21 protein-coding genes are annotated in these 23,122 nt (G+C 64.8%); 10 read left to right on the top strand and 11 right to left on the bottom strand.

The features are described from left to right. Nucleotides 1-52: 52 nt before the first annotated feature. The 3 genes from folP to BLR35_RS09480 form a co-directional block, all read right to left on the bottom strand. Nucleotides 53-2,518 carry a dihydropteroate synthase gene (folP, locus tag BLR35_RS09490; protein ID WP_090380922.1) on the bottom strand — a complete coding sequence of 822 codons (2,466 nt, stop codon included), beginning with the start codon at nucleotides 2,516-2,518 and terminating at the stop codon, nucleotides 53-55. A gap of 78 nt (nucleotides 2,519-2,596) precedes the next feature. Next, nucleotides 2,597-3,430, bottom strand: a complete 834-nt coding sequence (locus BLR35_RS09485; RefSeq protein WP_090380920.1) for a hypothetical protein — start codon at nucleotides 3,428-3,430, stop codon at nucleotides 2,597-2,599. 58 nt (nucleotides 3,431-3,488) lie between these two features. Continuing rightward, complete coding sequence (locus BLR35_RS09480; protein WP_090380917.1) at nucleotides 3,489-4,274, bottom strand: ABC transporter ATP-binding protein; 786 nt, start codon at nucleotides 4,272-4,274, stop codon at nucleotides 3,489-3,491. A 115-nt stretch (nucleotides 4,275-4,389) separates the two neighbouring features. On the opposite strand from BLR35_RS09480, the gene BLR35_RS09475 reads away from it, so the two are divergent. The 6 genes from BLR35_RS09475 (at nucleotide 4,390) to BLR35_RS09450 (ending at nucleotide 10,730) form a co-directional block, all read left to right on the top strand. After that, on the top strand, nucleotides 4,390-5,370 hold the full coding sequence (locus tag BLR35_RS09475; protein ID WP_090380915.1) for a M48 family metalloprotease: 981 nt from the start codon (nucleotides 4,390-4,392) through the stop codon (nucleotides 5,368-5,370). Between the two features lie 131 nt (nucleotides 5,371-5,501). After that, entirely contained in the window at nucleotides 5,502-7,175 is a 1,674-nt protein-coding gene (locus BLR35_RS09470; RefSeq protein WP_090380913.1) for a hypothetical protein, read from the top strand. A 297-nt stretch (nucleotides 7,176-7,472) separates the two neighbouring features. Next, nucleotides 7,473-8,165 (top strand): DUF4129 domain-containing protein, encoded by a 693-nt coding sequence (locus BLR35_RS09465; RefSeq protein WP_244510216.1) that lies wholly within the window; start codon nucleotides 7,473-7,475, stop codon nucleotides 8,163-8,165. Next, a complete protein-coding gene (locus tag BLR35_RS09460) occupies nucleotides 8,165-8,752 on the top strand; it encodes a DUF7269 family protein (RefSeq protein ID WP_090380910.1) in 588 nt (195 codons plus the stop codon). Before BLR35_RS09465 ends, BLR35_RS09460 begins: the two co-directional genes overlap by 1 nt. Further along, nucleotides 8,749-10,017: a DUF58 domain-containing protein gene (locus tag BLR35_RS09455; protein WP_090380902.1), complete on the top strand. Its 1,269-nt coding sequence runs from the start codon at nucleotides 8,749-8,751 to the stop codon at nucleotides 10,015-10,017. Before BLR35_RS09460 ends, BLR35_RS09455 begins: the two co-directional genes overlap by 4 nt. Beyond that, complete coding sequence (locus tag BLR35_RS09450) at nucleotides 10,014-10,730, top strand: DUF7519 family protein (RefSeq protein ID WP_244510215.1); 717 nt, start codon at nucleotides 10,014-10,016, stop codon at nucleotides 10,728-10,730. Before BLR35_RS09455 ends, BLR35_RS09450 begins: the two co-directional genes overlap by 4 nt. A gap of 70 nt (nucleotides 10,731-10,800) precedes the next feature. On the opposite strand, the gene carB is transcribed toward BLR35_RS09450, so the two are convergent. Next, the gene (carB, locus tag BLR35_RS09445; protein WP_090380900.1) at nucleotides 10,801-13,971 is read right to left on the bottom strand and encodes a carbamoyl-phosphate synthase large subunit; all 3,171 of its coding nucleotides are present in this window, start codon (nucleotides 13,969-13,971) and stop codon (nucleotides 10,801-10,803) included. A 158-nt stretch (nucleotides 13,972-14,129) separates the two neighbouring features. Next, nucleotides 14,130-15,998 carry a rhomboid family intramembrane serine protease gene (locus tag BLR35_RS09440; protein WP_090382907.1) on the bottom strand — a complete coding sequence of 623 codons (1,869 nt, stop codon included), beginning with the start codon at nucleotides 15,996-15,998 and terminating at the stop codon, nucleotides 14,130-14,132. 133 nt (nucleotides 15,999-16,131) lie between these two features. Between BLR35_RS09440 and BLR35_RS09435 the strand changes: the two genes are divergently transcribed. Further along, the gene (locus tag BLR35_RS09435) at nucleotides 16,132-16,566 is read left to right on the top strand and encodes a hypothetical protein (protein ID WP_090380898.1); all 435 of its coding nucleotides are present in this window, start codon (nucleotides 16,132-16,134) and stop codon (nucleotides 16,564-16,566) included. A gap of 9 nt (nucleotides 16,567-16,575) precedes the next feature. Here the strand turns inward: BLR35_RS09435 and BLR35_RS09430 are convergent, their stop codons facing one another. Both BLR35_RS09430 and BLR35_RS09425 read right to left on the bottom strand, forming a co-directional pair. Continuing rightward, nucleotides 16,576-17,112 carry a DUF5815 family protein gene (locus BLR35_RS09430; RefSeq protein ID WP_090380895.1) on the bottom strand — a complete coding sequence of 179 codons (537 nt, stop codon included), beginning with the start codon at nucleotides 17,110-17,112 and terminating at the stop codon, nucleotides 16,576-16,578. Between the two features lie 54 nt (nucleotides 17,113-17,166). Next, on the bottom strand, nucleotides 17,167-17,487 hold the full coding sequence (locus BLR35_RS09425; RefSeq protein WP_090382904.1) for a hypothetical protein: 321 nt from the start codon (nucleotides 17,485-17,487) through the stop codon (nucleotides 17,167-17,169). A 153-nt stretch (nucleotides 17,488-17,640) separates the two neighbouring features. Here BLR35_RS09425 and lrpA1 point away from each other — a divergent pair, with 153 nt between their 5' ends. The 3 genes from lrpA1 to BLR35_RS09410 all read left to right on the top strand — a co-directional run bounded on the left by lrpA1 (nucleotide 17,641) and on the right by BLR35_RS09410 (nucleotide 19,706). Beyond that, nucleotides 17,641-18,069 carry an HTH-type transcriptional regulator LrpA1 gene (gene lrpA1 / locus BLR35_RS09420; RefSeq protein WP_090380893.1) on the top strand — a complete coding sequence of 143 codons (429 nt, stop codon included), beginning with the start codon at nucleotides 17,641-17,643 and terminating at the stop codon, nucleotides 18,067-18,069. Nucleotides 18,070-18,213: 144 nt separating this feature from the next. Further along, entirely contained in the window at nucleotides 18,214-18,885 is a 672-nt protein-coding gene (locus BLR35_RS09415; RefSeq protein WP_090380891.1) for an ABC transporter ATP-binding protein, read from the top strand. Further along, nucleotides 18,882-19,706: an ABC transporter permease gene (locus tag BLR35_RS09410; protein WP_090380890.1), complete on the top strand. Its 825-nt coding sequence runs from the start codon at nucleotides 18,882-18,884 to the stop codon at nucleotides 19,704-19,706. Before BLR35_RS09415 ends, BLR35_RS09410 begins: the two co-directional genes overlap by 4 nt. 10 nt (nucleotides 19,707-19,716) lie before the next feature. On the opposite strand, the gene phoU is transcribed toward BLR35_RS09410, so the two are convergent. From phoU to pstC, 4 genes are read right to left on the bottom strand one after another with little or no spacing between them, the layout of a single operon-like run. Continuing rightward, entirely contained in the window at nucleotides 19,717-20,376 is a 660-nt protein-coding gene (gene phoU / locus BLR35_RS09405) for a phosphate signaling complex protein PhoU (RefSeq protein ID WP_090380889.1), read from the bottom strand. Between the two features lie 2 nt (nucleotides 20,377-20,378). After that, nucleotides 20,379-21,215 (bottom strand): phosphate ABC transporter ATP-binding protein PstB, encoded by an 837-nt coding sequence (pstB, locus tag BLR35_RS09400; protein WP_090380888.1) that lies wholly within the window; start codon nucleotides 21,213-21,215, stop codon nucleotides 20,379-20,381. A gap of 1 nt (nucleotide 21,216) precedes the next feature. After that, nucleotides 21,217-22,116 carry a phosphate ABC transporter permease PstA gene (gene pstA / locus BLR35_RS09395; RefSeq protein WP_090380879.1) on the bottom strand — a complete coding sequence of 300 codons (900 nt, stop codon included), beginning with the start codon at nucleotides 22,114-22,116 and terminating at the stop codon, nucleotides 21,217-21,219. After that, nucleotides 22,113-23,114, bottom strand: a complete 1,002-nt coding sequence (gene pstC, locus BLR35_RS09390) for a phosphate ABC transporter permease subunit PstC (RefSeq protein ID WP_090380877.1) — start codon at nucleotides 23,112-23,114, stop codon at nucleotides 22,113-22,115. Before pstC ends, pstA begins: the two co-directional genes overlap by 4 nt. Nucleotides 23,115-23,122 lie beyond the last annotated feature (8 nt).

Raw genomic sequence — 23,122 nt, 5'->3', positions numbered from 1 at the left:
AGACCTATGAGATCACCGATCAGTTACAGAAACGTGAACGTCGATTCACCGGCTACCACTCGAACTGTGCCGGATCCTGCGCAGCCAGCGCCGTCCGGACCGCGGCGACGTTCTCGGAACCGTCGTGAACCCGGATCACGTCGGCACCGCGGTCGGTCGCGATCGCCGTCGCTGCGACGGTCGCCGCGAGTCGCTCGCCGGCCTCGCGGTCGACGTGACCGAACATCGACTTGTGGGAGTGGCCGATCAGGACGGGACAGCCGAGTGCGCGGAACTCGTCGGCCCGGCCGAGCAACTCGAAGCTCTCGCCCGACGATTTGCCGAACCCGAGTCCCGGGTCGACGATAATCTGGTCGCGGTCGAGTCCCGCCTTCTCCGCGAGCAGGATCCGTTCTGAAAGCTGGTCGATGACGTCCTCGACGACGTCGTCGTAGGTGACGTCGCGATCGGGAACGACCGGCGCGTCGATGCTGTGCATCACGACGAGGCCGGCGTCGTGGTCGGCCGCGACGAACCGCATCTCGGGATCCTCGAGCCCCGAGACGTCGTTGACGATGTCCGCGCCGGCCTCGAGAGCGGCGTCCGCGACGGCCGCTTTGCGCGTGTCGACGGAGACGTGGGCGTCGACGTCGGAAATCCGTTCGACGACGGGGACGACGCGGTCGATCTCCTCCTCGATCGGAACTGGGTCCGCGCCCGGTCGGGTGGATTCGCCGCCGACGTCGAGGACGTCGACGCCGGCCTCGACCATCGCCTCGGCGCGGGAAACTGCGTCGTCGACGGCGTCGTATTCGCCGCCGTCGTGGAAACTATCGGGCGTGACGTTCAGGATACCCATCACTGCAGTACGGTCCTCCCAGGGCCAGCGGGCGTCGTCGGTCTCGCTCGAGTCCCGACTCGACTCGAGTTCGAGCGCCGTTCGCAGTTCTCGAGCGACGTCGGTCGAGCCGACGCCGCCGTCGGTCTCGAGTGCGTCGATCAGGTCCTCGAACGTCTCGAGCGTCCCCATCAGGACGGCGTCGACTCGTTCACCGTCGGTGCCGTGACCTGAGAGGACGCAGTCGCCACCGAGTCGGAGCAGTTCGTCTTTCAGTTCGTGGGCCTGCTGGTACTGCAGGTTCGTCTTCAGGACCCGGTGGACCGCGCTCTCTTGTGTCCGGTCGACCGCGGGTTCGGGGACGTTCGCCTTCTCGAGGGTCTCGCGGGCGTCCTCGAGGTTCCGAATCCGTTTCGGGACGCCTGCAGTCGTCCATCGAGAGCGGGCCTCGGCGACGGCGAACAGCGAACCGGCGACGAGCACGCAGTCGTCGTCTTCGGCTCGCTCGATCGCGACCGTCAGCGCGTCCTGGACCGACGGTGCCGTCCGGACCTCGTCCGCGCCGGCCTCGTCGAAGACGCGAGCGAGGACGTCCCGATCCTCGGCGCGGTCGAGAGAGGGTTCGGCCGTGACGACCGTCGTCGGCGTCGGCAGCGCTGTGGCCATCTCGCGGTGGTCCTTGTCGTGCATCGCGCCGACGACGAGGTGCAGGTCGTCGTAGTCGTAGCTCGCGAGCGTCTCGGCGACGGTTTCGCAAGCACCGGGATTGTGTGCGCCGTCGAGGACGACCAGCGGATCGGTCTCCATCACCTCGAACCGGCCGGGCCAGTGGGCGCTTCGCAGCCCACGGGCGATGTCCACTTCCGAGACGTCGGCGATCTGGCGGGCGAGTACGGCGGCGATCCCTGCGTTCTCGGCCTGATGGGTGCCGAGCAACGGAATTCGCGTCTCGAGGCCCCACTCCCCGGCGTCGATCGAGATCGCGGCCTCGGTGTGGTTCTGCCGACCGTCGTAGGAGACGGTCACGTCGGAGGTCGGATCAGCTCCCTCGTGCCCGACCGTCACCACGTCACCAGCAACCGAGCGGATCGACTCGAGTGGCTCGCCCATGACGCCGGTCACCAGCGGCGCGTCCTCGGGTGCGACGTGGGCCTTGTCTTCGGCGATCTCGGTCTCGGTTTCGCCGATGATACCCGTATGCTCCAGGGTGACACTGGTCACTGTGCTGGCGACCGGATCGACGACGCTCGTGGCGTCGAGTCGGCCGCCGATACCGACCTCTAAGACGGCGACGTCGACCTCTTCCCGGCCGAAGTGCCACAGCGCCATCCCCGTCATCGTCTCGAAGAAGGTCGGCGACTCGCCGTCCGCGGCGCGTTCCGTCACGTAGCCGCGTACAGCCTCGACGTACTCGGTGACGGCCGATCGAGGGATCTTGCGCCCGTCGACGCGGATCCGTTCCCGCAGGTCCTCGAGGTGTGGCGAGGTGTACAGTCCCACCGAGAGGCCGGCTTCCCGAAGCGTCCGCTCGAGCATGCGAGCCGTGCTCCCCTTGCCGTTCGAGCCGGCGATCTGGACGAAATCGACGCCCTCGTGTGGGTTCTCGAGGTGGGCGAGCAACCGTGCGGTCGACTCCGTCCCCGGTTTCGGACGGAACCGCCGCAGACCGAAGCAAAAGTCCGCCGCCTCGTGATACTCCATATTCGAACCAACCTGTCCGGCCGCTTTAGGGTATCGGAGTGGGTTCCGCTCGAGCGAACACGCGACGGGAGCGGCGGGTCACGCGGGTCGTTCGTCGGTCGCTCCGCCGTCTGCTCCGCCGAGACGCTTCCTGGCAGTCCGCTCGAGCCACCAGACGACCGCGAGGACGACGGCGTGGGGACCGAAGAGGAGAATGTGGACGGGGCTGTCGGTCGTGACGAACACCTCGAGGACCAGGAAGTACGGCACCAGTGCGAAGAGCGCGAGTGGCAGAAGTGCGCCGTCCTCGAACAGCGCCGCGATCGGTACCGCAGTGGCGGCGGCCGCGAACGCGAAGACGACGGACACGAACGGTGACGGCTGGACTCCGGACCGGACGACCAGCAGCGACGTTCCAGCGCCGACGAGCGCCGCAGTCCCGAGGACGACTGTGTAGCGGGCGGTCCGCGAAAGCGGCCAGTCCGTCAGGTTCCGAAGTCGTCCGTCGGCGATACCGTATCGTCGCCGAATCCCGAACTCCGCAACGGCCACGACTGCCGCGAGCGCCAGCCAGACGTACCAGGTGTTCGCGTAACTGCTCACGTGCGTCGGGCCGTCGACGATGACGTAGTCACCCATCTCACTCCACTCGGGCATCGGCGTCGTGAACTCGAGATAGACGGTTCCGACAACGACTGCGAGCAAGCCGACTGCGGGCGCGAACAGTCGAGTATAGGCCGCGAGAAACAGCGGGACGAAGCCGACGGCGAACGCTCCGAGCGCCAGGAACGTCGTCGCTGTCACCGACTCGAGCACGGGATACTCGGCACGGGCGTACAGTGCGAGGACGACGGCGGCGTTTCCGGCACCACCGACGAGCCCGGCTGTGATCGTGCCGAGCGAGGGTGCGTTACCGTCGAGCGGGGAATTCATACGCGAGACTTCCTCACCGAACCATTTGTAGGTTCGCAAGCACGTTCGGAGACGACGGTCACTCTGGGGGCGCTCCGGCCGCCACGTCCTCGGTTCCGGGCGACTCGCGGGTTACCTCGAGGAAGGCGTCCTCGAGACTCCGCGCTTTACCGGTCTCGGCGCGGGATTTCAGCGTCTCGGGGTCGCCCTCCGCGACGAGTCGGCCGTCGTGGAGGACGCCGATGACGTCCGCCAGTTCGTCGACGACGGGGAGGATGTGCGTCGAGAGGAAGATCGTCATCTCCCGGTCAGCGAGTTCGGCGATGGTGTTCCGCATCGTCCGGGCGGCGCGGGGATCGAGTCCGCTCGTGGGTTCGTCAAGGAAAGCGACTGCGGGTTCGTGGAGGACGGCCTGGATGACGCCGACCTTCTGGCGCATCCCTTTCGAGTACTCCTCGATGCGCTTGTCGGCGTCGTCGCGAAGGCCGAATCGCTCGAGCAGCGACTCGATACGTTCGCTCGTGTCGTCTTCGGGGAGGTTTCGGAGGCCAGCGACGTACTCGAGTTGCTCGCGACCGCTGAGTTCGTCGTAGATCGGCGGCTCCTCGGGCAGGTAGCCGATGTGTGGCGTGACGGCTTCGCGGTCGGTGATCGGATGTCCCGCCACGTGCGCGGTCCCGTCGGTCGGCCGAGTCAGCGTCGTCAATATCCGCATCGTCGTCGTCTTCCCCGCGCCGTTGGGTCCGAGAAAGCCGTAGACGGTACCCCGGTCGACCTCGAGGTCGAGGTCGGCGACGGCGGTCGTCTCGCCGTACCGTTTCGTCAGTCCGTCCGTCGCTATCGCGGGGTAGTCGCGGGCGGTCATACGGTCCGTTACGGTCGCCGTCAGTTAAATACTACACCTCGTTGTCAGATATCGTCGGTGGTCACGGCCGACTGAACCGGTCACGTTTTTGAACGGTCGGTTCGATCGAACGCGTATGTCCTCCAGTTCGATCGGGCTCCAGGGACGAATGATCGCCGCCCTCGTCGGCCTCGTGGTAGTGACGATCGGGTTCCTCGTCGGCGTCTGGGCCGTCTTCTACGTCCTCCTCGCCTCGTTCGGCGCACAGTTCCCGTCCCAGGTCGCGTTCGCAATTACGACCGTGACGCTGCTTTCGATCGGCTATCTCGAGTATATGCATCTCGAGACGATCGAGCGACTCGCGGACGCCCATCCGGTGGACGAAGAGGAGGCACCGGAGCTGTACCAGCTGACGACGCGGGTCGCCGCCCAGCTCGACGTTCCGATGCCGACGATCGCCGTCTCTGGACGGGACGCACCCGAGGCACTCGCCGTCGGCTTCCGGCCGGAGAACGTCCACCTGGTGCTCTCGACCGGAACGATACGAACGCTCGAGGACGACGAACTCGAGGCCGTGATCGCACACGAACTCGCACACGTCAAGAATCGGGACGCGATGGTCGTCACGGCCGTCTCGCTCCCCGTCGTACTCGCCGACGGGCTCCGCTCGCGGCTCGCGGAGATCGAAAACCCAGGCTGGGGCATAATCGTCCTCGTCCCGCTTGCGCTCCTCTCGAACGTCTTCTGGATCGTCGGACGAGCGATCACGGCTCGCCTCTCGAGAGTCCGCGAGCGAGCAGCGGATCGCGCCGCGGCGAAAGCGACGGGCTCGCCGGCCGTCCTCGCCAGCGCACTCGGGCGACTCGACCAGGAGATCACCGACACGCCGAACCGCGACCTCCGCGAGGCGTCGGGAGTCTCGTCGCTGTCGATCCTCCCGCTCGAGCCACGGGAACTCGAGAAGGTCATGCTCGGGCCGGACGGCGACAGAGAGCCATCCTACTGGTGGCTCCGGAAACGACTCCACCGGATCGGCCGCTGGCTGTTCACGACGCATCCGCCGACGGAAGACCGAATCGACTCGTTGCGAGAACTCGAGCGCGACCGGGAGACGTGAGAGTACGTCGATGAAATGCTTCGAGGAGTGACAGCGATCCAAAACGTTTACTGGCGTCGCCACGCCGTCCCTACCATGGAACTGTTTCCCCGTCGTCGTGTTACACGTCGAATCACGGGTGGTGAGCGGCGATGAAGGGAGCAGCCGCGACCGTTGCCCGCACGGAGTGTCGGCGGACGCTACGGTCGGTCGGCGGCGACCGGACGAAACTGCTCGTGATGGCAGCCATCGCGGTGCTCGCGCTCGGACCGATGACGGCCATCGGGCTCTTCCTGTTGCCGACGCTCGGCGAGGCCGTCGCCGCGAGCGAGTTCGGCCCCGAGACGGCCGAACTCGCGACCGAGGCGGTGACCGGTGGTGCCGCGCTCGCGTGGCTGTTTCTGGTCGTCATGGCCGCCGTCCGTGCCGTGACCGCGGCCGCCGACGTCGACGAACCGGCCTGTCTGTTGCTCACGACGCGACTCAGAAACGTCGTCGTCGGCGTGATCGGTGCCGAGATCCTGCTGTTCTCGCTCTGGATCCTCCTCCCGGCGACGATCCTCGCTGCGGCGTTCGCGTCCGGAGCCGGAACTGTTCTGCCGATCCTCGTCGCCCCGTTCGTCGTCGCCCTGTTGCTCGTCACCGCCGTTCCCGTCGGCTTCGTCCTCGGGATCTGGTTTCGACACCTGATAACCGTCTACGAGCCGATCGCGCGCTACCGGACGCCGCTCGTCTTCCTGATCGGACTGGCGTACTTCGGCTCGATCGCCGTCGGCTGGTTCGACGCGATCACCGTCGGACTGTTTTCGATGCTCGGTGACGGCCCGCTAGGTTGGCCGGGCTACCTGTTGTTGCTCGCGATTCCGAACGTCACTACCTCGAGCACGCACGTAATCGCCACGCTCCTCGCCGTACCCATCGTCACGGCGCTGGCCGTCGCCGTCGCGATTCCCTCCGCCCGCATGCACTGGTTCGCCGACCCAGCACGGACCGGCGACGAGACGGTGTCGAGTTCGGGGACAGACTCCTCGAGTCGCCTCGCGGCCGCCCTTGCGTCCGGATTCTCGCGGCCGGTCCGGTCGGTGACGGTGGCGGCGATCCGGCGTACCCGTCGGGCACCGATCCGGCTTGCCTACGTCGCCTACCCCCTGTTCGGCGTGCTGTTTTTCGTGCAGGATATCATCCAGACCGGGGCGCTACCGCCGTACGTGGCAGTCCTGCTGTGTCTGTACGTCGTCTGGGGTACCGGCGTTCTATTCACGCTGAACCCGCTGGGTGATCTCGGGCGGGCGCTGCCAGCCGTGCTGACCTCGACGCTCTCCGGCCGAGACGCGATCCGCGGCCGGATGATCGCCAGTTCGCTCGTCGGAATCCCGATCGCTGTCGTCGTCGCACTCGTCGCCGGTTTCGCGAGTCCGCTCTCGCTCGAGGCGACGGCGGTCCTGCTCGTCGGAACCATCGTGGGAGCGGTCGCGTCGCCGGCGCTTGCGGTCGGCGTCGGCTCAGCCTTCCCGCGGTTCGGCAGCGTCAAGATCACCAACAACCGCGAGGCGGTGATGCCGAGTAAGTCGGCGTTCATGCTCTACACGGCCGGGATCGTCTTCCCGGCTTCCAGTGCGGGAATCATCTACACCGACGCCGCAGAACCCATCGCAGAACTCAGTTCGGTACTGCTCGAGTTCACGCCGATCTCTGCTGAAATGGCAGGTATAACGCCGGGAACCGTCTCGACCGTCGCCTGGACCGTCCTGATCGTCGGCCTGATCGCACCGCCGGTCGCCTACCTGTACGCAGTCGAGCGGTTCGACCGGTACGTCCTCGAGTGACCGGCAGTCTCACGACTGGCCGTTCGACGACATTCAGGTTACATCTTGTGTCGAGTGGACGAATCGGTACTGTGATTCCCTCAAGGCGTTCGGCCTCGAGATTCTGCCGTCAGGGAACTTCGGTTCTATCACGACGAGACGATGGGTCAGCGCACCACCTTCGCACGCCCGCGTTCTCGACGTTCCTGTCGCCGGCCCCCTGTTGCCGTGGGTCTCGTCGACGCTGTCCCTGCCGAGCGAACACACTCGGTCGCCGTGAGCACATTTTTGTGTGTTGCCACGAAACCATCGAATGAAATGCGGTTCGAACGAACCGTCGTCGCTGGATCGGCGCTTCTCGCCGCCGTCGCGCTTGGCCTCTCGGCGACGGCACTCGAGACGGCGTCGATATCGTCGTCCCCGGCACCGGGCCTGGAGGGAGAACACGGCGACGGGTCGGGACTATCACTCCTCGCCGCGTTGATGGTCGTTCTCGACGCAGTGCTTGGCGTGTTCGGGATCGACCTCGAGCCAGCTACGCCCGCTTCCGCACCCGGATCGGCTCTCGAAGTGTTTGTCGCCGTCGTAAACGCCGCGTATCTCGTCGCTCTTCTCGGTCTCGTCGTCCTTCTCGTGGTTGCCGCTGGCGTGTTCTCTCGACGCCGACTCCAGTCGTTGACGCTCATGTCTGCGAACGCCGTAGTGAATCCCCGGTGGTGGGTTCGAGAACCGACGGGAAGCGAGACGGCGTCCGATCCCTGGCCCCCCGAAACCGCGCCGGACGACGTCGGTCGGGAGTGGCTCGAGATGATCGAGGGGATCGACGCGAGCCGTCCCCGATCTCGGACGCCAGCGGAGTGGGCGACCGCAGCCGTCGACGACGGATACAACGAGTCGTACGTCGAGACCGTCACGCGGCGGTTCAGGGAAACACGGTACGGACCGGACCGCCAGGAATCGCCGTCTCGAAATCGAGCCGAAACTGACGCGGACGAATCCCGTGAGGACTGATGCGGTCGATTGCTATCGTTCGAACGACGCTCGTTGCGGGAGGACTCCTGTCGTTCGCCGCAGGGCTCGCTCTCGTAGTGAGCTCGACCGCGGCTGCGGCGATTCAGTGGCCGTGGACTGGCGAGCACTTCCTTGCCGCGACCTTCACGCTGTTTTTCCTGCTTGCGTTTTCACTGGTTCCGCTCGGTGTCTGGTCCCTGCAGGACCCGTCGGAGACCGAACCGACCGTCCCCGAACAGGTTCCGACGACACCGGTTCCGGGACGCGATGTCGAACGAATCGTCGATCGTCGCTGGCCGGTGTCGCTGCCGCAAAGCCGTCGCCGTCGACTTCGAGAGCAACTGCGCGAAACCATCGTTCGAACGCTCGTCCACAGGTCCGACTGTGACCAGGCAACAGCCGAAGCAATGCTCGAGAACGGAACGTGGACGAACGATCCGATCGCAGCCAAGTTCGTCCGAGCCGATCCGGATCGGGAGGGAACCCGTCTCGAGTTGGCGATCGATCGGCTTCGGTTCACTCGACGGCTGCGACGAACGGTGCAGGCGGTACTGGTGCTTGCCGAACAGGAGGTGAACGATCGGTGACGCTACGACGCACCGTTCGGTGGAACGTCCCTCTCGTTGCCGGGTTGTTCGCGGCCGGTGTGGGCGTCTTCTTCGAGGAACCGACGACGCTCCTGTTGGCAGTTCCCGCGTTCGTGTTCGCGGCGTACGGTCACCTCGCGCCGAAGTCCGGAACGACCCTCGAGATCGAGCGAACGGTCTCCGCGGACCACCCCGCACACGGAGAGACGGTCGAGGTCACGACAACGGTTCGAAACGCCGGTCGACGGCCGGTTTTCGATCTTCGCGTCGTGGATGGCGTTCCCCGACTGCTCTCCGTGGAAGACGGATCCGCTCGACACACGGCGGTACTCGGCCCCGACGAGGAGACGACGTTCTCGTACACCGTGGTCGCGACCCACGGCGTTCACCGGTTCGAACCGGCGTCCGTTCTCGTTCGAGACCTCGCCGGCGGGACCGAGGTTGCAGATTCCCTCGAGACCGAGACGGTGCTGGCGTGCCAGCCGACCGTCCGGACGCTTCCGACCGACCGGGCGATGCGGCGTCGACACGGATCGAGTACCCCCATCGAGACCGACGATGGCCTCGAGTTTGCCGCGGTGCGGGAGTATCGACGAGGTGATCCGGTCAACCGGATCGACTGGAACCGGTACGCCCGATCCGGAACCCTCTCGACGGTGCGGTTCCGCGACGAACGATCGCGCTCGATCGTCCTCTGTCTGGACGCGCGAACGCAGTCCTACCACGCAGCCGGTTCCGACGAACCACACGCGGTGGCCTGCGAGGTCGCGGCCGCCCGTGCGGTGATCGACGCGATCGAAAAACGGGACGAACCGATCGGTGCGGCGGTCCTGGGGCCGAAATTCGAGTGGATTCCACCAGGCAGCGCACACCACGTCGCGACTGTTCGACGCGCGCTCGAACTCGAGACCGATGGGATCGTCCCGGTCGATCCACCGTCGTCGAATCGTCGGTCGGAAGCCGCCCCGTTCGACGAGCAGGTTCGAACGGTCGGGGGACGGCTCGCACGCAAGGCCGACGTCGTCCTCTTCTCCCCGCTCCTTGACGACGATCCGATCGACGCGACGCGAACGCTCGAGTCGGCGGGGTGTTCGGTGGCGGTGCTATCGCCCGACGTAACGACGGACCGGTCGCTCGGAACCGAACTGGCACGCCTTCAGCGCGACAATCGGATCGGCTCGCTCCGCAGATCCGGAACTGACGTGATCGACTGGCGGCCTGACCGCTCGCTCGAGATGGCGATCCAACGGGGGATCCGACCGTGACGTCGCTTCCGAGCAGTCCCGGGAGCGGCTCTCCGACGGCGGCGAGCGGGTATCTCTCGCTCGCCACTGCCGTCACAGGGTGCTTCGCCGGTCTCACGGGGTCGTTCCAGATTGCCCCACTGCTCGTTCTTACGGCGGGACTCGCGCTCTTCGTCGGCGGTACGGCGCTTCGACGCCGCGGCGTCCGGGTCAGCGGACGGATACTCGCGGGAATCGGACTCGCAGTCGTCGTCACCGCGTGTGTCGGCGCGTTCGTCCTTGCTCCGTCACCACTGGGACTCGTTCCGATCCTGCTCTGTAGCGTTGGTCTCGTCTCCGTGGCGTTTGCCCTCTTCCCGACGTACGTTCGGTGGCTCCGCGGACTCATGCTCACGGGGATGACACTAGTGTTCCTGGGGATCGTCGCGAACACGGTGATCGCGAACCCGCCACTCTGGCGGTCAATCTGTGCCGTCTCACTGTTACTCGTCGCCTGGGATACCGCCGAGCGCGGGATTTCGCTCGGCGAGCAGATCGACAACCACACTGAAACAGCCGAACTCGAGTTTGCAAACGCTGCGACGACGGGACTCGTCGCCGGGTTCGCCGTTTTTCTGACGCTTGCCGTCGCGTCTCTTCCGGCGAGAACTTCGTCGGTCCTCGGAATCGGATTACTGTTGACCGCCGTTGCCGTCTTCGGACTCACGTTCTTCCGGTTTCCGTCGGAGCGGTAGGCGGGATGGCGCGTGAATCACGATCGCGCCCCTCGAAAATCCCTCGCTTCTCAAAACGAATCGACCGACGCTACTCCTCGAGCCCCCACTTCGCGACGTGTTTCGGACGATCGCTGACGGTGTCGACCTCGAGATCACCATCGAAACTCTCGAGCGCCTCGACGTATGCTTCCGCGCTCGCTTCCGTCGAGAGGTACGGAATCTCCTCTTCGACGGCCATCTCGAGGGAGTCGCGGTCGCGGCTGACGACGAAGTCGACTTCGCCCTCGCGGATCGCTTGCGGGACGTCGTCGAAGTCCGCGACGTCGAAGTGCTCGTCGAAGCCGTCGACGTCGAGGTCGACGACCGCCGTACCCTCGTCCACCGCGTTGTGGGCGGCCTGTTGAGCCTTCCAGTAGGCCGTCCCGAAGTCGCTTGCCGTGCCCATCACTTCGCCCGTCGATTTCATCTCGGGGCCGAGACGTGGATCCGAACCCGGCAGGCGGTCGAACGGCAGGACGACCTCCTTGATCGAGGTGTGTTCCGGGATCTGTTCCTCGGCCTCGAGACTGCTCAGGGTCTCGCCGGCCATGACTTTCGCCGCGAGTTTGGCGATCGGAACGCCGGTCGCCTTCGAGACGAACGGAACGGTACGCGAGGAACGCGGGTTGGCCTCGAGGACGTACACCTCGCCGTCACGGACGGCAAGCTGGACGTTCAACAGTCCCTTCGTCTTCAGCGCCTCGGCGATGTCCTCGGTGACCTCGCGGACGCGCTCTAGGGTGTCCTCGTCGAGCGAGCGCGGCGGGATCATACACGCGGAGTCGCCGGAGTGGACGCCCGCCGTTTCGACGTGTTCCATGATGCCACCGATCAGGACGTCGCGGCCGTCGGCGACGGCGTCGACGTCGAGTTCGATCGCGTCCTCGAGGAAGTCGTCCACGAGGATCGGCTTGTCCGGGGAGACGCGGACGGCTTCCTCGATGTAGGTCTCGAGTTCCTCGTCGTCGTAGACGACATCCATCGCGCGGCCGCCGAGCACGTAGGAGGGACGGACGAGCACGGGGTAGCCGATGTCGTGGGCGAGTTCCAGCGCCTCCTCCTTCGAGAAGGCGGTGCCACCGTCGGGCTGTGCGATCTCGAGTTCGTCCATCAGGGCGTTGAACCGGTCGCGGTCCTCCGCTAAGTCCATCGCCTCGACGCTCGTTCCCATGACCTCGCAGTCGAGGCCGCGCCGGGCGAGTTCCTCCTCGAGAGGCTCGCCGACGTTGACCGACGTCTGGCCGCCGAACTGGACCATCACGCCGTCCGCGCCCGTAGCTTCGGCGACGTCGGCGACCTCCTCGGCGGTGATCGGCTCGAAGAACAGGCCGTCCGAGGTGTCGTAGTCCGTCGAGACCGTCTCGGGGTTGTTGTTGACGACGTGGGCGTCGATTCCCAGGTCGCGCAGGGCACGGACCGCGTGGACCGAACAGTAGTCGAACTCGACACCCTGTCCGATACGGATCGGGCCGCCGCCGACGACGATGACGCTCTCGAGATCGGGGTCGACCTCGAGTTCGCCCGCGACGCCGTCGTCGTCGAGCGGATCGGATTCGAACTCGTTCTTGCGCGCCGAGTAGTAGTACGGCGTCTCGGCCTCGAACTCGCCGGCGCAGGTGTCGACCTGCTTGTACGTGCGGTCGGGAACCTCCTGTTCGACCGTGCCGACGTCGGCTCCCGCGGTCGCAGCGATCGTCGCGTTCGTGTGTCCGGCGATCGCAGCCTCCGCGAAGTCGCCTTCCTGTGCGGCACGGGTCGACTCCGCGATGAGCTTGTAACGTTCGGTATACCACTCGAAGATGCCGGTGAGTTCGACGACTTCATCGACCGTGTAGCCGCGCTCGAAGGCCTCGAACATCGCGTACGGACGGTCGGGGGATGGACGCTCGAGGTAGCGTTCCTCGAGTTCCTCGTCGCTCACGTCGTCCCAGTCGACGTCGGGTTCGTACTCCGACGATCGGAGGGCTTTCAGGAGGGATTCCTCGAAGGTGCGGCCGATGGCCATCGCCTCGCCGGTCGATTTCATCGCCGTGGTGAGTTCGAAGTCGACGTCGTCGAACTTGTCCTTGGGCCAGCGCGGAACCTTCGTGACGACGTAGTCGATCGCTGGCTCGAAGGCAGCGGTCGTCTCGCCCGTGATTTCGTTTTCGATCTCGTGGAGGCGCTTGCCGAGCGCGACTTTCGCGGTCACGCGAGCGATCGGGTAGCCGGTCGCTTTCGAGGCGAGCGCGGAGGAGCGGGAGACGCGGGGGTTGACCTCGACGACGCGGTACTCGCCGCCCGGCGTGCCGTCGTCGTGCCAGGCGAACTGGATGTTACAGCCACCCTGGATGCCGAGTTCGCGGATGACGTCGAGCGCTGCCGTACGCATCTCCTGGTGGCCCTCGTCGGGGACGATCTGCGAGGGCGTGACGACCGTCGACTCCCCGGTGTGGATGCCCATCGGGTCGATGTTCTCCATGTTACAGATGATGATACACGAGTCGTCGGCGTCGCGCATGACCTCGTACTCGTATTCGACCCAGCCAGCGATAGACTCGGTGATGAGCACCTCGCTGTTACGAGAGAGACGCAGGCCCTTCCGGACGCGCTGGAGGAGTTCGTCGAAATCGTGGACGACGCCCGATCCGGAACCACCGAGCGTGTACGTCGTGCGGGCGATGACGGGGAGTCCGCCGACTTCCTCGACGGCTTCCTCGACGCGCTCTCTGAGGTCCTCTTCGGTCAGTTCGGAGACCGACTCGCCCTCCTCGAGCGAGATGGTCGTCGATCCCGGAACCGGCTGGCCGATCTTCTCCATACGCTGGCGGAAGAGGTCGCGGTCCTCGGTCGCGTAGATCGTATCGAGCGGCGTCCCCATGATCTCGACGTCGTACTCGTCGAGAACGCCCTCCTCGGCGAGTTCCGCCGTGACGTTCAATCCCGTCTGGCCGCCCAGACCGGCGATGACGCCGTCGGGGTTCTCCTTCCGGATGATCTCGGCGATGGCGTCGGTCGTGATGGGTTCGATGTAGACTTCGTCTGCCATCTCCGGATCCGTCATGATCGTCGCCGGATTGGAGTTGACGAGGACGACCTCCGCGCCCTCCTCCTGGAGCGCGCGACACGCCTGTGCACCCGAGTAGTCGAATTCGGCAGCCTGTCCGATCTGAATCGGTCCGCTGCCGATAAGCAGGATCTTGCGTCCGTCCCCTGCAGCGTCGTCGGTCTCCGTGCTCATTGGTCTTGTTCATCCGGAGTTCGCACATCGTAATAAGCCCCACGATACAGTACGAATCTCGAAATGGCTTTTCGAAATTCGAATCTTCGTCGTCGGCGAACGGTCTCTCGAGGTCGACCAATTCCGGACAAACTGATCTCAACGGTCGAAGACGACAGCTACCCGTCGGTCTCTCGCTCGGCGATCAACACGGCGGTGTCGTCCGCCGACGCGATCAACTCGAGGGCACCGTCCGATTCCTCGACCGCGAACTCGAGGTCGCCGGCCGTCGTCGTCTCGTTGACCGACGGGATCTCGGTCGTGTCGACGTCGCTTCCGTCGCGCTCGACCTGGAGTTCGAACGGCTCGTCGGCGTCGTCCGCCGGTGCGACGCCGACTTCGTGGCCGTCGATCTGAGCGTTGGCCCGGATCGGCTCGGACGCGAACGACCGCGTCGTCTCGCCGTCGACCTCGAGGTCGACGCCGTATGCCGTCTCGTTACCCAGTACCTCCCAGCCGGTCCGAGTGACCTCGACGGTTTCGTGCCACCCGAGACCGCCGACGACGACCGAGGCGTTGCCCTCGTGCTCGAGGGTGTAGTTCTGTGTCCCGACGGTCCAGATCTCGCGATCCTCGTTGACGACGATGACGCCGTTGTGGGTGGTCTCGAGCGTCTCGTTTTCCGGCTCGGCTCCCGGACTGGCGATCAGCGACTGTCCGGTCGTGGCGTTTTGCTCGTAGGTGACGGCGTAACCGCCGACGTCGACTTCGCCGCTGCCTGGAACGGTATCGTCGCCGACCACGAGGAGGTTGAACGGCACGCTCGGGAGCGCCACGAGCACCACCAGCACCAGCAGACAGGCGACCGCGGTGCCGCGCCGAGAGACTGGCGTCGGGAACCAGCGGTCGGGGACGACCGGCGGCAACGCCGGCACTGCGAGCAGGACGGCGACCAGCGCCAGTCCGAGTACCGCTGGTGCGAGCGGTTGCTCCTCGAAGACGGCTCCCGCGACGCCCGCGAGGAATCCGAGTGTGAGCACGAGCAGCCAACCGATCGCGAGCTGTCGACGTGAGGGGACCCAAGGGAGTCCCAGCACGGCGAGCGGTCGCGGCAGCGGGCCTTCGCTCCCCGCGACGGCGACCGCCGTCACCGCCGCGATACCGAGCACCATGACGACGCCAACTCCCTGATAGAGGGCGTAGACCTCGTCACCGGGGACGACGAGCAGCCACAATGACTGTGCCATCCCGAACAGCACGACCCCGACGAAGATCCGACCGACGGACGGCCGTCGTTCTCGACGGCGCAACAGCAAGATCCCGAGGATCGCCCCCAGCAGGAACCCGAGCAAGTGCGCCTGGAACCCGACCCCGGCCCACGCCGGCGGGCCAGGTGCTCCCGCCTCGAGCGTCTCGCGAACGACTGGCTGGCCGAGCGCGTCGAACAGCGTCTGGATCGCGCTCGCGGCGACGACGGCGACGACGGTCGTGACGGGGTAGTTCACGACCGCGAAGCCGGCGATAGCGAAGACGGCCCCGGAGAACCCGAGTCCCGGCCCCAGCGCGAGTACCGCCGTCAGGACGGCGATACCGAGCAACGCCGCTGGGAAGACGACGACCGCACGGATCCAGGGCCTCGAGAGCAGGCCGTCGTCGGACCGTGTCCGGGAGCGCCCGCTCGAGGGCGGGTAGTGACTCCAGGCGTACTCCGCGATCGGTGCGAACGCCAGCGTTCCCGCCATGTTCGACGCCAGGTGCTGTGGCGAGCCGTGAGCGACTCCTGCGGTGAGCAGTCCGGTCGGGTAGAAGTACGACCAGGTGATAAACGGCAGCGTCAGTGGGTCGTGCCAGCGAACGATCCCGCCCTGTGCCAGCGCGTAGAACGCGACGACGACTGCAACGGTGACCAGCGTTCCCCAGGGGACGCCGTAGAGAAATCGGTCCGCGACCAGCGCCCGCCAGCGTTTTCGGCCCCCGTAGTACCAGCCGAACCCCAGTGCGACGAGGACAGAGACCGTCAGCACGATCCGAGTCGGATCGAGTGGCATCGTCTCGCCAGTTGTTACTCGATCGACATAGCTCTGGTCACGTGACGGCACGGACCGGTGGACCGCGGCCGAGAACTCAAACGGCGCTTTGACCCGGCCGAAGACACTTGCTCGCATTCGATAACTGAAGACTATGAAACGCCGAACGATGATGGCCGGCGCTGGCGTGGCACTGACGGGACTCGCCGGCTGCCTCGACCGAATACCCGGACTCGGACTCGATACGGAGTTCGAAACGGTCGACGGACAGGTGAGCGTCGACGACCCACCGGAGGTCACCGTCGACGACGATACCGTCACTGCTCGCGGAACGATCCAGTACGGCTCGAGCAGATGTGGCACGGTCGACCTGGCACACGCGAACTACGAACGTTCACAGCATCGACTGGATCTGCTCGTGGTCGCTGCCGACGACTCGCGGTGGCGGTTCAGTTGTACGGACGACCTCGTCGCGACGGGGTATCGCGTCGAGGCGACGGCCCCCGACGACCTTCGACGCGTTTCCGTGACCGAACATCACGTCTTCGGTAAGACGTACTCGACGACCGTCGACCTGACGGACTGGTGAAGAAGAATCTCAGACGGGTCGGTCGCCTGCACCGTCGAAATCCCGCTGGGCCCGGTACTGTTCGACGAACTCGCTGACGTCGAACTCGAGCATCTGGGATTCGAACTCGCTGATCGCGGAATCGTCGTCGGCGTGGCTGATCGCGTGTTCCATCAGTTCGACGACGAGTTCGACGACGACCTCGTGGAGTCGTCGGGAGTCGAAGTCGAAGAGCCACACCATTGCGTAGCCGACTGCGCCGTCGTCGCTGGCGTCGTACGTGGCGACTTTCTCGGGGAACTCTTCCAGAGCGACGCCCATCAGGTGTGGCGTGCCGAACTGGTCGAACTCGTCGTCGGTCTCGATCGTCTCCCGGAGGACGGCGACCAGCGACTCCGGGAAGAACCGCGAGGGCGGGTGGGCGTCGGTAACGACCGCGTGAGACTCCCCGCAGGAACAGGAGTACTCGCGCATGCCGAGGTCGATGTCGTGAGGGTCGATCGTCTGCCCGCAGGGTAACTCGAGGTGTCGCTCGGGATCGGAACCCGGGACGCGGGGCTCTGCCATTGGGCGTCGTTCGGCCGGCCGAGGCATAAGGGCGACGACTCGAGAGTCCGGGGATCAGCCGCGGTAGCCGTAGCCGCGAGCGAACAGTTTCGTCACGTAGCTCAGGACCAGTAGCGTGACCACGAGCGCGCCGAGTGCGTACGGCTGAAAGCCGTAGAGCATCTCTCTGATCGCGTAGACGACCACGAGCACCCCCATCAAAAGTGCTGTTCCACCGGCCCACCGCGAGACGTAGGCGGGGTCGACCGGACTCTCGTCGTCGTAATTCTGGTGTAGATCCGCTCGCCCGCGGATGGCGATGAGGTAGCCGAGATACAGAATTGCGAGTCCACAGAGAAGCCAGACGGCACCGCTGATGTAGTTCGGATCGACCATCTCCTCCTCGAGGGTGGGCAGGGAACGCGAATAAGTCCGACGATAGCCGCTCGAGCGGTGGTTCAGCACTTACTCGAACACCGACCTACCGATAGCAGATCCGACCTTTTCGTATACAAAAGATATTTTCCCGTCGGAGCAAAACACTCTCTCATGAGTACCCAGGCGACGGAAGATCGCATCCTCGAAGTACTCGAAGAGGATGCACAGGCGTCGTACGCCGAGATCGCGGAACGGGCGGACGTCTCGAAACCAACGGTTCGCAAGTACATCAACCAACTAGAGGAAGAGGGCGTCATCGTCGGCTACTCCGCCGAAATCGACCCCAAGAAACTCTCGAGCCAGACGATCGCGCTGGTCGGCCTCGACGTCGCCAGCGAACGCTACGTCGAGGCGACGAAGGCGCTGAAAGCCCTCGAGGAGATCGAAGCGCTGTATAGCTCGAGCGGCGACCACATGCTGATGGCCGAAGTGCGCGCCGCCGACGGCGACGAACTCGGCGAGTTCATCTCCGAAGAGCTACTCGAGATCGAAGGCGTCACCGCTGCACATCCGTCGTTCCTGCAGGAGCGGCTCAAGTAAGAGGGCAGTCGGGGGATCGGTTCCTGGTTCGTCCGTCGCCGTTTTCGGCTCTCTTCTCCGTTCGCGATCGGCGGGAACGCCCTTCGGGTCCGAGCAGGTGCTGGCCCGCGTGGCTATTGAGCACGAGCGAGAACGTCCGATAGGATGGTCGCGAAGCTCGAAACCGACTCTCTGACGCGGGTCGTCGACGGCGAGCGGATCGTCGACGCCGTCTCGCTCTCCGTTCACGAATCGAACGTCCTCGCCGTCATCGGATCGTCGGGGGCCGGGAAGTCGTCGTTCCTGCGGCTGCTCAACCGTCTCGACGAGCCCACCGACGGGACGGTCTATCTCGAGGGCACCGACTACCGCGAGATCGAACCTCAGGAGCTACGCCAGCGGGTCGGGTTCGTCCCGCAGGACCCGGCGCTTCGCCCCGGGACCGTCCGGGAGAACGTCGGCGTCGGCGACCGAATCCGTGACGAACCGATCGACGACGAACGGGTGCGGCGTCTGCTCGAGCGACTGCAATTACCGGGGTACGAGGACCGGAGCGTCGACGACCTCTCGGGTGGCGAGCGACAGCGGGTCGCTATCGCGCGGACGCTCTACGTCGATCCCGAGGTGCTGTTGCTCGACGAGCCGACCTCCCACCTGGATACGGAGACGGAGTCGAAAATCGAACGGCTCCTCGAGGAACTCATACAGACCGACAACCTGACCTGCGTCCTCGTCACCCACGACACCTCACAGGCCGAGCGACTCGGTGACCGCGTCGCCGAGTTCGACGGTGGCGCGGTCGTCGCCGAGGGGACGCCCGAGGAGGTGATCGCATGACGGACGCCGCGCTCGAGACCTTCCTCGAGTACGCGACGGAATCGGTCGTCGTCACGGGATTCGTCCAGATCGCTATCGCCGCCGTCCTGACGGTGCTCGTCCTCGGCGTCGTCTACCTCCGACAGCTGGGATTCGAACGGGAGGTCGTCACGACCGCCGTTCGCGGCCTGATACAGGTGGTTGCGGCCGGCGCGGTCATCGACATACTGCTCGCAGCACACGTCGCGTGGGCCGGCGTCGTCCTCGCGTTCATGATCGTCGTCGCGGCGTGGATCTCCTACAAGCGGGGGACGGCGCTGCCGGGCGTGTTCAGGACCTCGATCGTCTCGATCGGATTCGGAGCCGGTCTGACCATTGTCGCGATGACGTTCGCGGGCGCAATCGAGACGACGATGCGAGATCTCGTCGTCATCGGGAGTATGATTATCGCGAACGCGATGCAGACGAACTCCCTCGCGCTCGATCGATTTACCGGCGAGATCGCGTCCAACCGCAACGAGATCGAGGCGCTGTTGAGCGTCGGCGCATCGCCCGACGAGGCCATCACCGAGTACGTATCGACGAGCGTCTACGCCGCGCTGATCCCGACGCTCGACGCCATCAAGAGCCTCGGAATCGTCAAGATCCCCGGGCTGATGGCGGGGATGATCATCGCCGGCGCGAACCCGATCTACGCGGCACAGTACCAGTTCGTGATCATGCTGATGATCTTCGCCGCCGGCGGTCTGACGGTCGTCGCGAACACGCTCTTGCTCAGCCGGCGGGTGTTCACCGACGCGAAACAGCTAGACGAGACGGTGATCGAGGCGATCGACGCCTAACCGTCACGAATCAGTAGATCAACTCGTCGTCGTTCTCGACCATGTACAGCGTTCGCGCGGCGACGTTGACCGCGTGGTCACCGATGCGCTCGAGATCGCGGATCGTCAACAGCATCCGCTCGACGTCCTCGAGCAGCGAGTCGTCGCCGATGTCGGTCTCGAGCAGGTCCCTGACGACGACCTCGCTCGCCTGTTCACAGAGGTGATCTACCCGTTCGTCCATCGCGGCGATGTCGTACGTCGCGTCGGCGTCGTCGCTCGCGTACGCGGCCATCGCTGCTTCCAGCATCTCGACGGTTTCCGTCCCGATGTGACGGATGTCGATGTCGGGATAGCGGTCCCGATCCGCTCGTTTGGTGTACTCGCCCAGATTCGTCGCGAGGTCGGCGATCCGCTCGAGATCGGTGATGATCTTGAACGAGGCGGCAACAAACCGGAGGTCGCCAGCTACCGGCTGCTGGAGCGCCAGCAGGTCGATACAGTCGCCTTCGAGTTCGAGGTACAGTTCGTTGATCTCGTGATCGCCGGTGATCACCTCCTCGGCGAGGGCTTCGTCTTTCGTCTCGAGTGCTTCGAGTGCCTTCCGGAGGCGACTGCAGACGATATCGCTCATCTCGAGGACGTCCTCGCGCAACGTATCGAGCTGTTGTTGGTACTCTTGTCGTGACATGGTTATCCGAATTTTCCGGTAATGTAGTCCTCGACACGGTCGTCTTCGGGATTCTCGAAGATCGTTGCAGTGTCGTCGAACTCGACGAGTTCGCCACCGGTGAGGAAGACGGCAGTCTTGTCGGAGATACGGGCCGCCTGCTGCATGTTGTGGGTGACGATGACGACCGTATAGTCCTCGACGAGGTCGTCGATGAGATCTTCGATCTTCGAGGCTGCGACGGGATCGAGCGCCGAGGTCGGTTCGTCCATCAGGATGACCTCGGGATCGGTCGCGATCGCGCGGGCGATACAGAGCCGCTGTTGCTGGCCGCCCGAGAGGTCGAGCCCGGAGCTATCGAGTTTGTCGTGGACTTCGTCCCACAGCGCCGCCCCTCGTAGGGCACGTTCGACGGCATCGTCGAGATCGACGTCGTCGGCTTTCCCCTGGACGCGGAGCCCGTAGGCGACGTTGTCGTAGATCGACTTGGGGAACGGGTTGGGCTTCTGGAAGACCTGACCGACTTTCCGACGCAAGGCGACCGGATCGACGTCGGCGTCGTAGACGTTCTTCCCGCGGAAGTGGAGTTCGCCGTCGACGCGACAGACGTCGATCTGGTCGTTCATCCGATTGATCGAGCGCAGGAACGTCGATTTCCCACAGCCCGACGGGCCGATGATCGCGGTCACTTCGTGTTCGGGAATCTCGATCGAGACGTCCGACAGCGCTCGATCGTCGCCGTAGTAGACGTCGAGGCTCTGGGCCTCGAGGACGGTCTCGTGTGAACGATCGGATCGTCCCGTGTTCTCGGTCTGTACTTCAGTTGTGATCAGCGAGTTCTCGTTCTCTTGTGTTGCCATGTTAGACCTCCGTCTCGTACTTGTGCCGGATGTAGATCGCGACTGCATTCATCACGAACAGGAACGAGAGCAGTACCACGATCCCGACCGCAGCGAGGTGGATGAAGTGTTGACTCGGTTCGTTCGCCCAGTTGTAGATCTGGGTAGGCATCGCGCTGAACCGGTCGAACGGTCCGAGCGGCATCCGGTTGACGAAGATCGCTCCGACCATGATCAGCGGGGCCGTTTCGCCGATCGCACGCGCAAGTGCCAGAATCGTTCCGGTCATAATGCCCGGCATCGCCGCCGGGAGCACAACGCGACGGATCGTCTGCCATTTCGTCGCGCCGGTCGCGTAGGAGCCGTTTCGGACGCCGTCGGGAACCGAACGCAACGCCTCCTGCGACGAGACGATGATGATCGGCATTACGAGCAGTCCGAGTGCGATCGCACCGGCCAGCAGGATCGGTCCCATTCCGATCCCGTTGACGAACGCCGCCAGTCCGAGCAGCCCGTAGACGATCGAGGGCACACCTGCGAGGTTCGCGAGGTTCGCCTCGATGAGTCGCGTAACGTGGTTGTCCGGCGCGTACTCCTCGAGATAGATCGCAGAGCCGACGCCGACGAAAAACGACAGGACCGTGACCAGGATCATCAGCATGATCGACGCCACGATCGCGCCTCTGAAACCGGACAGCTCCTCGCGCCGAGAGCCGTCTCGAGTGAAAAACTCGACCAAGCTAATGTTGTACTCGGTCAGCCCGACGTAGAAGTCGGCGGCGACGTCGAACAACAGCAGCGCCAGCATAACGACGCCGAACATCGATGCCGTGACGATGATCCCGAGGAAGAGTCGATTCTTCCGGTGTTCCCACCCGAGGTCGATATCGCCGAACAGGTCGTGGTCCGTCTCGGTACTCATCGGTATTCCTCCTGGAAGCGGCGTTTGAACCAGTCGTTGAGCAGATTCATCGTGAGCGTCATGACGAACAACAGTAGGCCGACGGCGAACAGCGACTGGTACTCGACGGTTCCGACCGCGGTCGTCCCGCGTGCCATCTTTACCATGTACGCCGTCATCGTCATGATTTCGGCGAACGGGTTGGCCGTGATCTGGGGTTGCATCCCGGCCGCGAGAGCGACCGCCATCGTCTCACCGATCGCCCGGGAGACGGCGAGGATGTACGATGCGAAGATTCCCGAAACCGACGCCGGAACGACGATTCGCGTCGAGACATCGAACTTCGTCGCTCCGAGGGCGTACGCACCGTTTCTGAGGTCGTCCGGGACGGCCGACATCGCGTCCTCGCTGATCGACGAAACCATCGGAATTGTCATGATGCCGACGACCAACATCCCAGAGAGCAGACTGTATCGACCCATGTTGATGCCAAACAGCATCTCGGCGATCGGTGCGACAAAGACCGGGTTGATAAAGGAAATCGCGAAGTAGCCGTAGACGATCGTCGGAATCCCGGCAAGAACCTCGAGCGTCGGTTTGAGCTTCGAACGGACACCCTCGGAAGCATACTCCGAAAGGTAGATCGCGGTTGCCGTCCCGATCGGAACTGAGACGAACGCTGCACCGACCGTAATCGCAAGGGTTCCGAAGACGATCGGGAGGACCCCGTGAGCAGGCGTCGCGTGGTCGGGTGCCCACCGCGTGCCGGTGAAGAATTCGGTGAACGTCACCGTTCGTTCGACGCCCGCGCCGAGCAACATCTCGGTGAACCGTGCACCGAAGAAGTAACTCGCCGCGTTGTCGATCAATACGAAAAAAATTGTGAGCGTAGTCAGGACCGTAATTGCGGCACAGCCGAACAGGACGCGCCGGGCTCGACGGTCGGCCGCGTTGTCCGCTTCGGCAGCCCCATCGCCGCTGATGCCGGGACCTGACCTGTTGTGTAGTTCGGTACTCATTGCGTTGT

It is taken from the genome of Natronobacterium texcoconense, assembly GCF_900104065.1.
Classification (GTDB): Archaea; Halobacteriota; Halobacteria; order Halobacteriales; family Natrialbaceae; genus Natronobacterium; species Natronobacterium texcoconense.
Note: the sequence above shows the minus strand (reverse complement) of the source record. Positions and strands in the feature narration are given on the sequence as shown.

Bases quoted from the DNA above. Each gene is read 5' to 3' on its own strand.
- BLR35_RS09415 (WP_090380891.1), top strand. From the start codon at position 18,214: ATGGTCGCGAAGCTCGAAACCGACTCTCTGACGCGGGTCGTCGACGGC.
- BLR35_RS09435 (WP_090380898.1), top strand. From the start codon at position 16,132: ATGAAACGCCGAACGATGATGGCCGGCGCTGGCGTGGCACTGACGGGA.
- BLR35_RS09440 (WP_090382907.1), bottom strand. From the start codon at position 15,998: ATGCCACTCGATCCGACTCGGATCGTGCTGACGGTCTCTGTCCTCGTC.
- carB (WP_090380900.1), bottom strand. From the start codon at position 13,971: ATGAGCACGGAGACCGACGACGCTGCAGGGGACGGACGCAAGATCCTG.
- BLR35_RS09485 (WP_090380920.1), bottom strand. From the start codon at position 3,430: ATGAATTCCCCGCTCGACGGTAACGCACCCTCGCTCGGCACGATCACA.
- folP (WP_090380922.1), bottom strand. From the start codon at position 2,518: ATGGAGTATCACGAGGCGGCGGACTTTTGCTTCGGTCTGCGGCGGTTC.
- BLR35_RS09425 (WP_090382904.1), bottom strand. From the start codon at position 17,487: ATGGTCGATCCGAACTACATCAGCGGTGCCGTCTGGCTTCTCTGTGGA.
- BLR35_RS09480 (WP_090380917.1), bottom strand. From the start codon at position 4,274: ATGACCGCCCGCGACTACCCCGCGATAGCGACGGACGGACTGACGAAA.
- phoU (WP_090380889.1), bottom strand. From the start codon at position 20,376: ATGTCACGACAAGAGTACCAACAACAGCTCGATACGTTGCGCGAGGAC.
- pstC (WP_090380877.1), bottom strand. From the start codon at position 23,114: ATGAGTACCGAACTACACAACAGGTCAGGTCCCGGCATCAGCGGCGAT.
- BLR35_RS09470 (WP_090380913.1), top strand. From the start codon at position 5,502: ATGAAGGGAGCAGCCGCGACCGTTGCCCGCACGGAGTGTCGGCGGACG.
- BLR35_RS09410 (WP_090380890.1), top strand. From the start codon at position 18,882: ATGACGGACGCCGCGCTCGAGACCTTCCTCGAGTACGCGACGGAATCG.
- BLR35_RS09430 (WP_090380895.1), bottom strand. From the start codon at position 17,112: ATGGCAGAGCCCCGCGTCCCGGGTTCCGATCCCGAGCGACACCTCGAG.
- lrpA1 (WP_090380893.1), top strand. From the start codon at position 17,641: ATGAGTACCCAGGCGACGGAAGATCGCATCCTCGAAGTACTCGAAGAG.
- BLR35_RS09475 (WP_090380915.1), top strand. From the start codon at position 4,390: ATGTCCTCCAGTTCGATCGGGCTCCAGGGACGAATGATCGCCGCCCTC.
- pstB (WP_090380888.1), bottom strand. From the start codon at position 21,215: ATGGCAACACAAGAGAACGAGAACTCGCTGATCACAACTGAAGTACAG.
- BLR35_RS09465 (WP_244510216.1), top strand. From the start codon at position 7,473: ATGCGGTTCGAACGAACCGTCGTCGCTGGATCGGCGCTTCTCGCCGCC.
- BLR35_RS09460 (WP_090380910.1), top strand. From the start codon at position 8,165: ATGCGGTCGATTGCTATCGTTCGAACGACGCTCGTTGCGGGAGGACTC.
- pstA (WP_090380879.1), bottom strand. From the start codon at position 22,116: ATGAGTACCGAGACGGACCACGACCTGTTCGGCGATATCGACCTCGGG.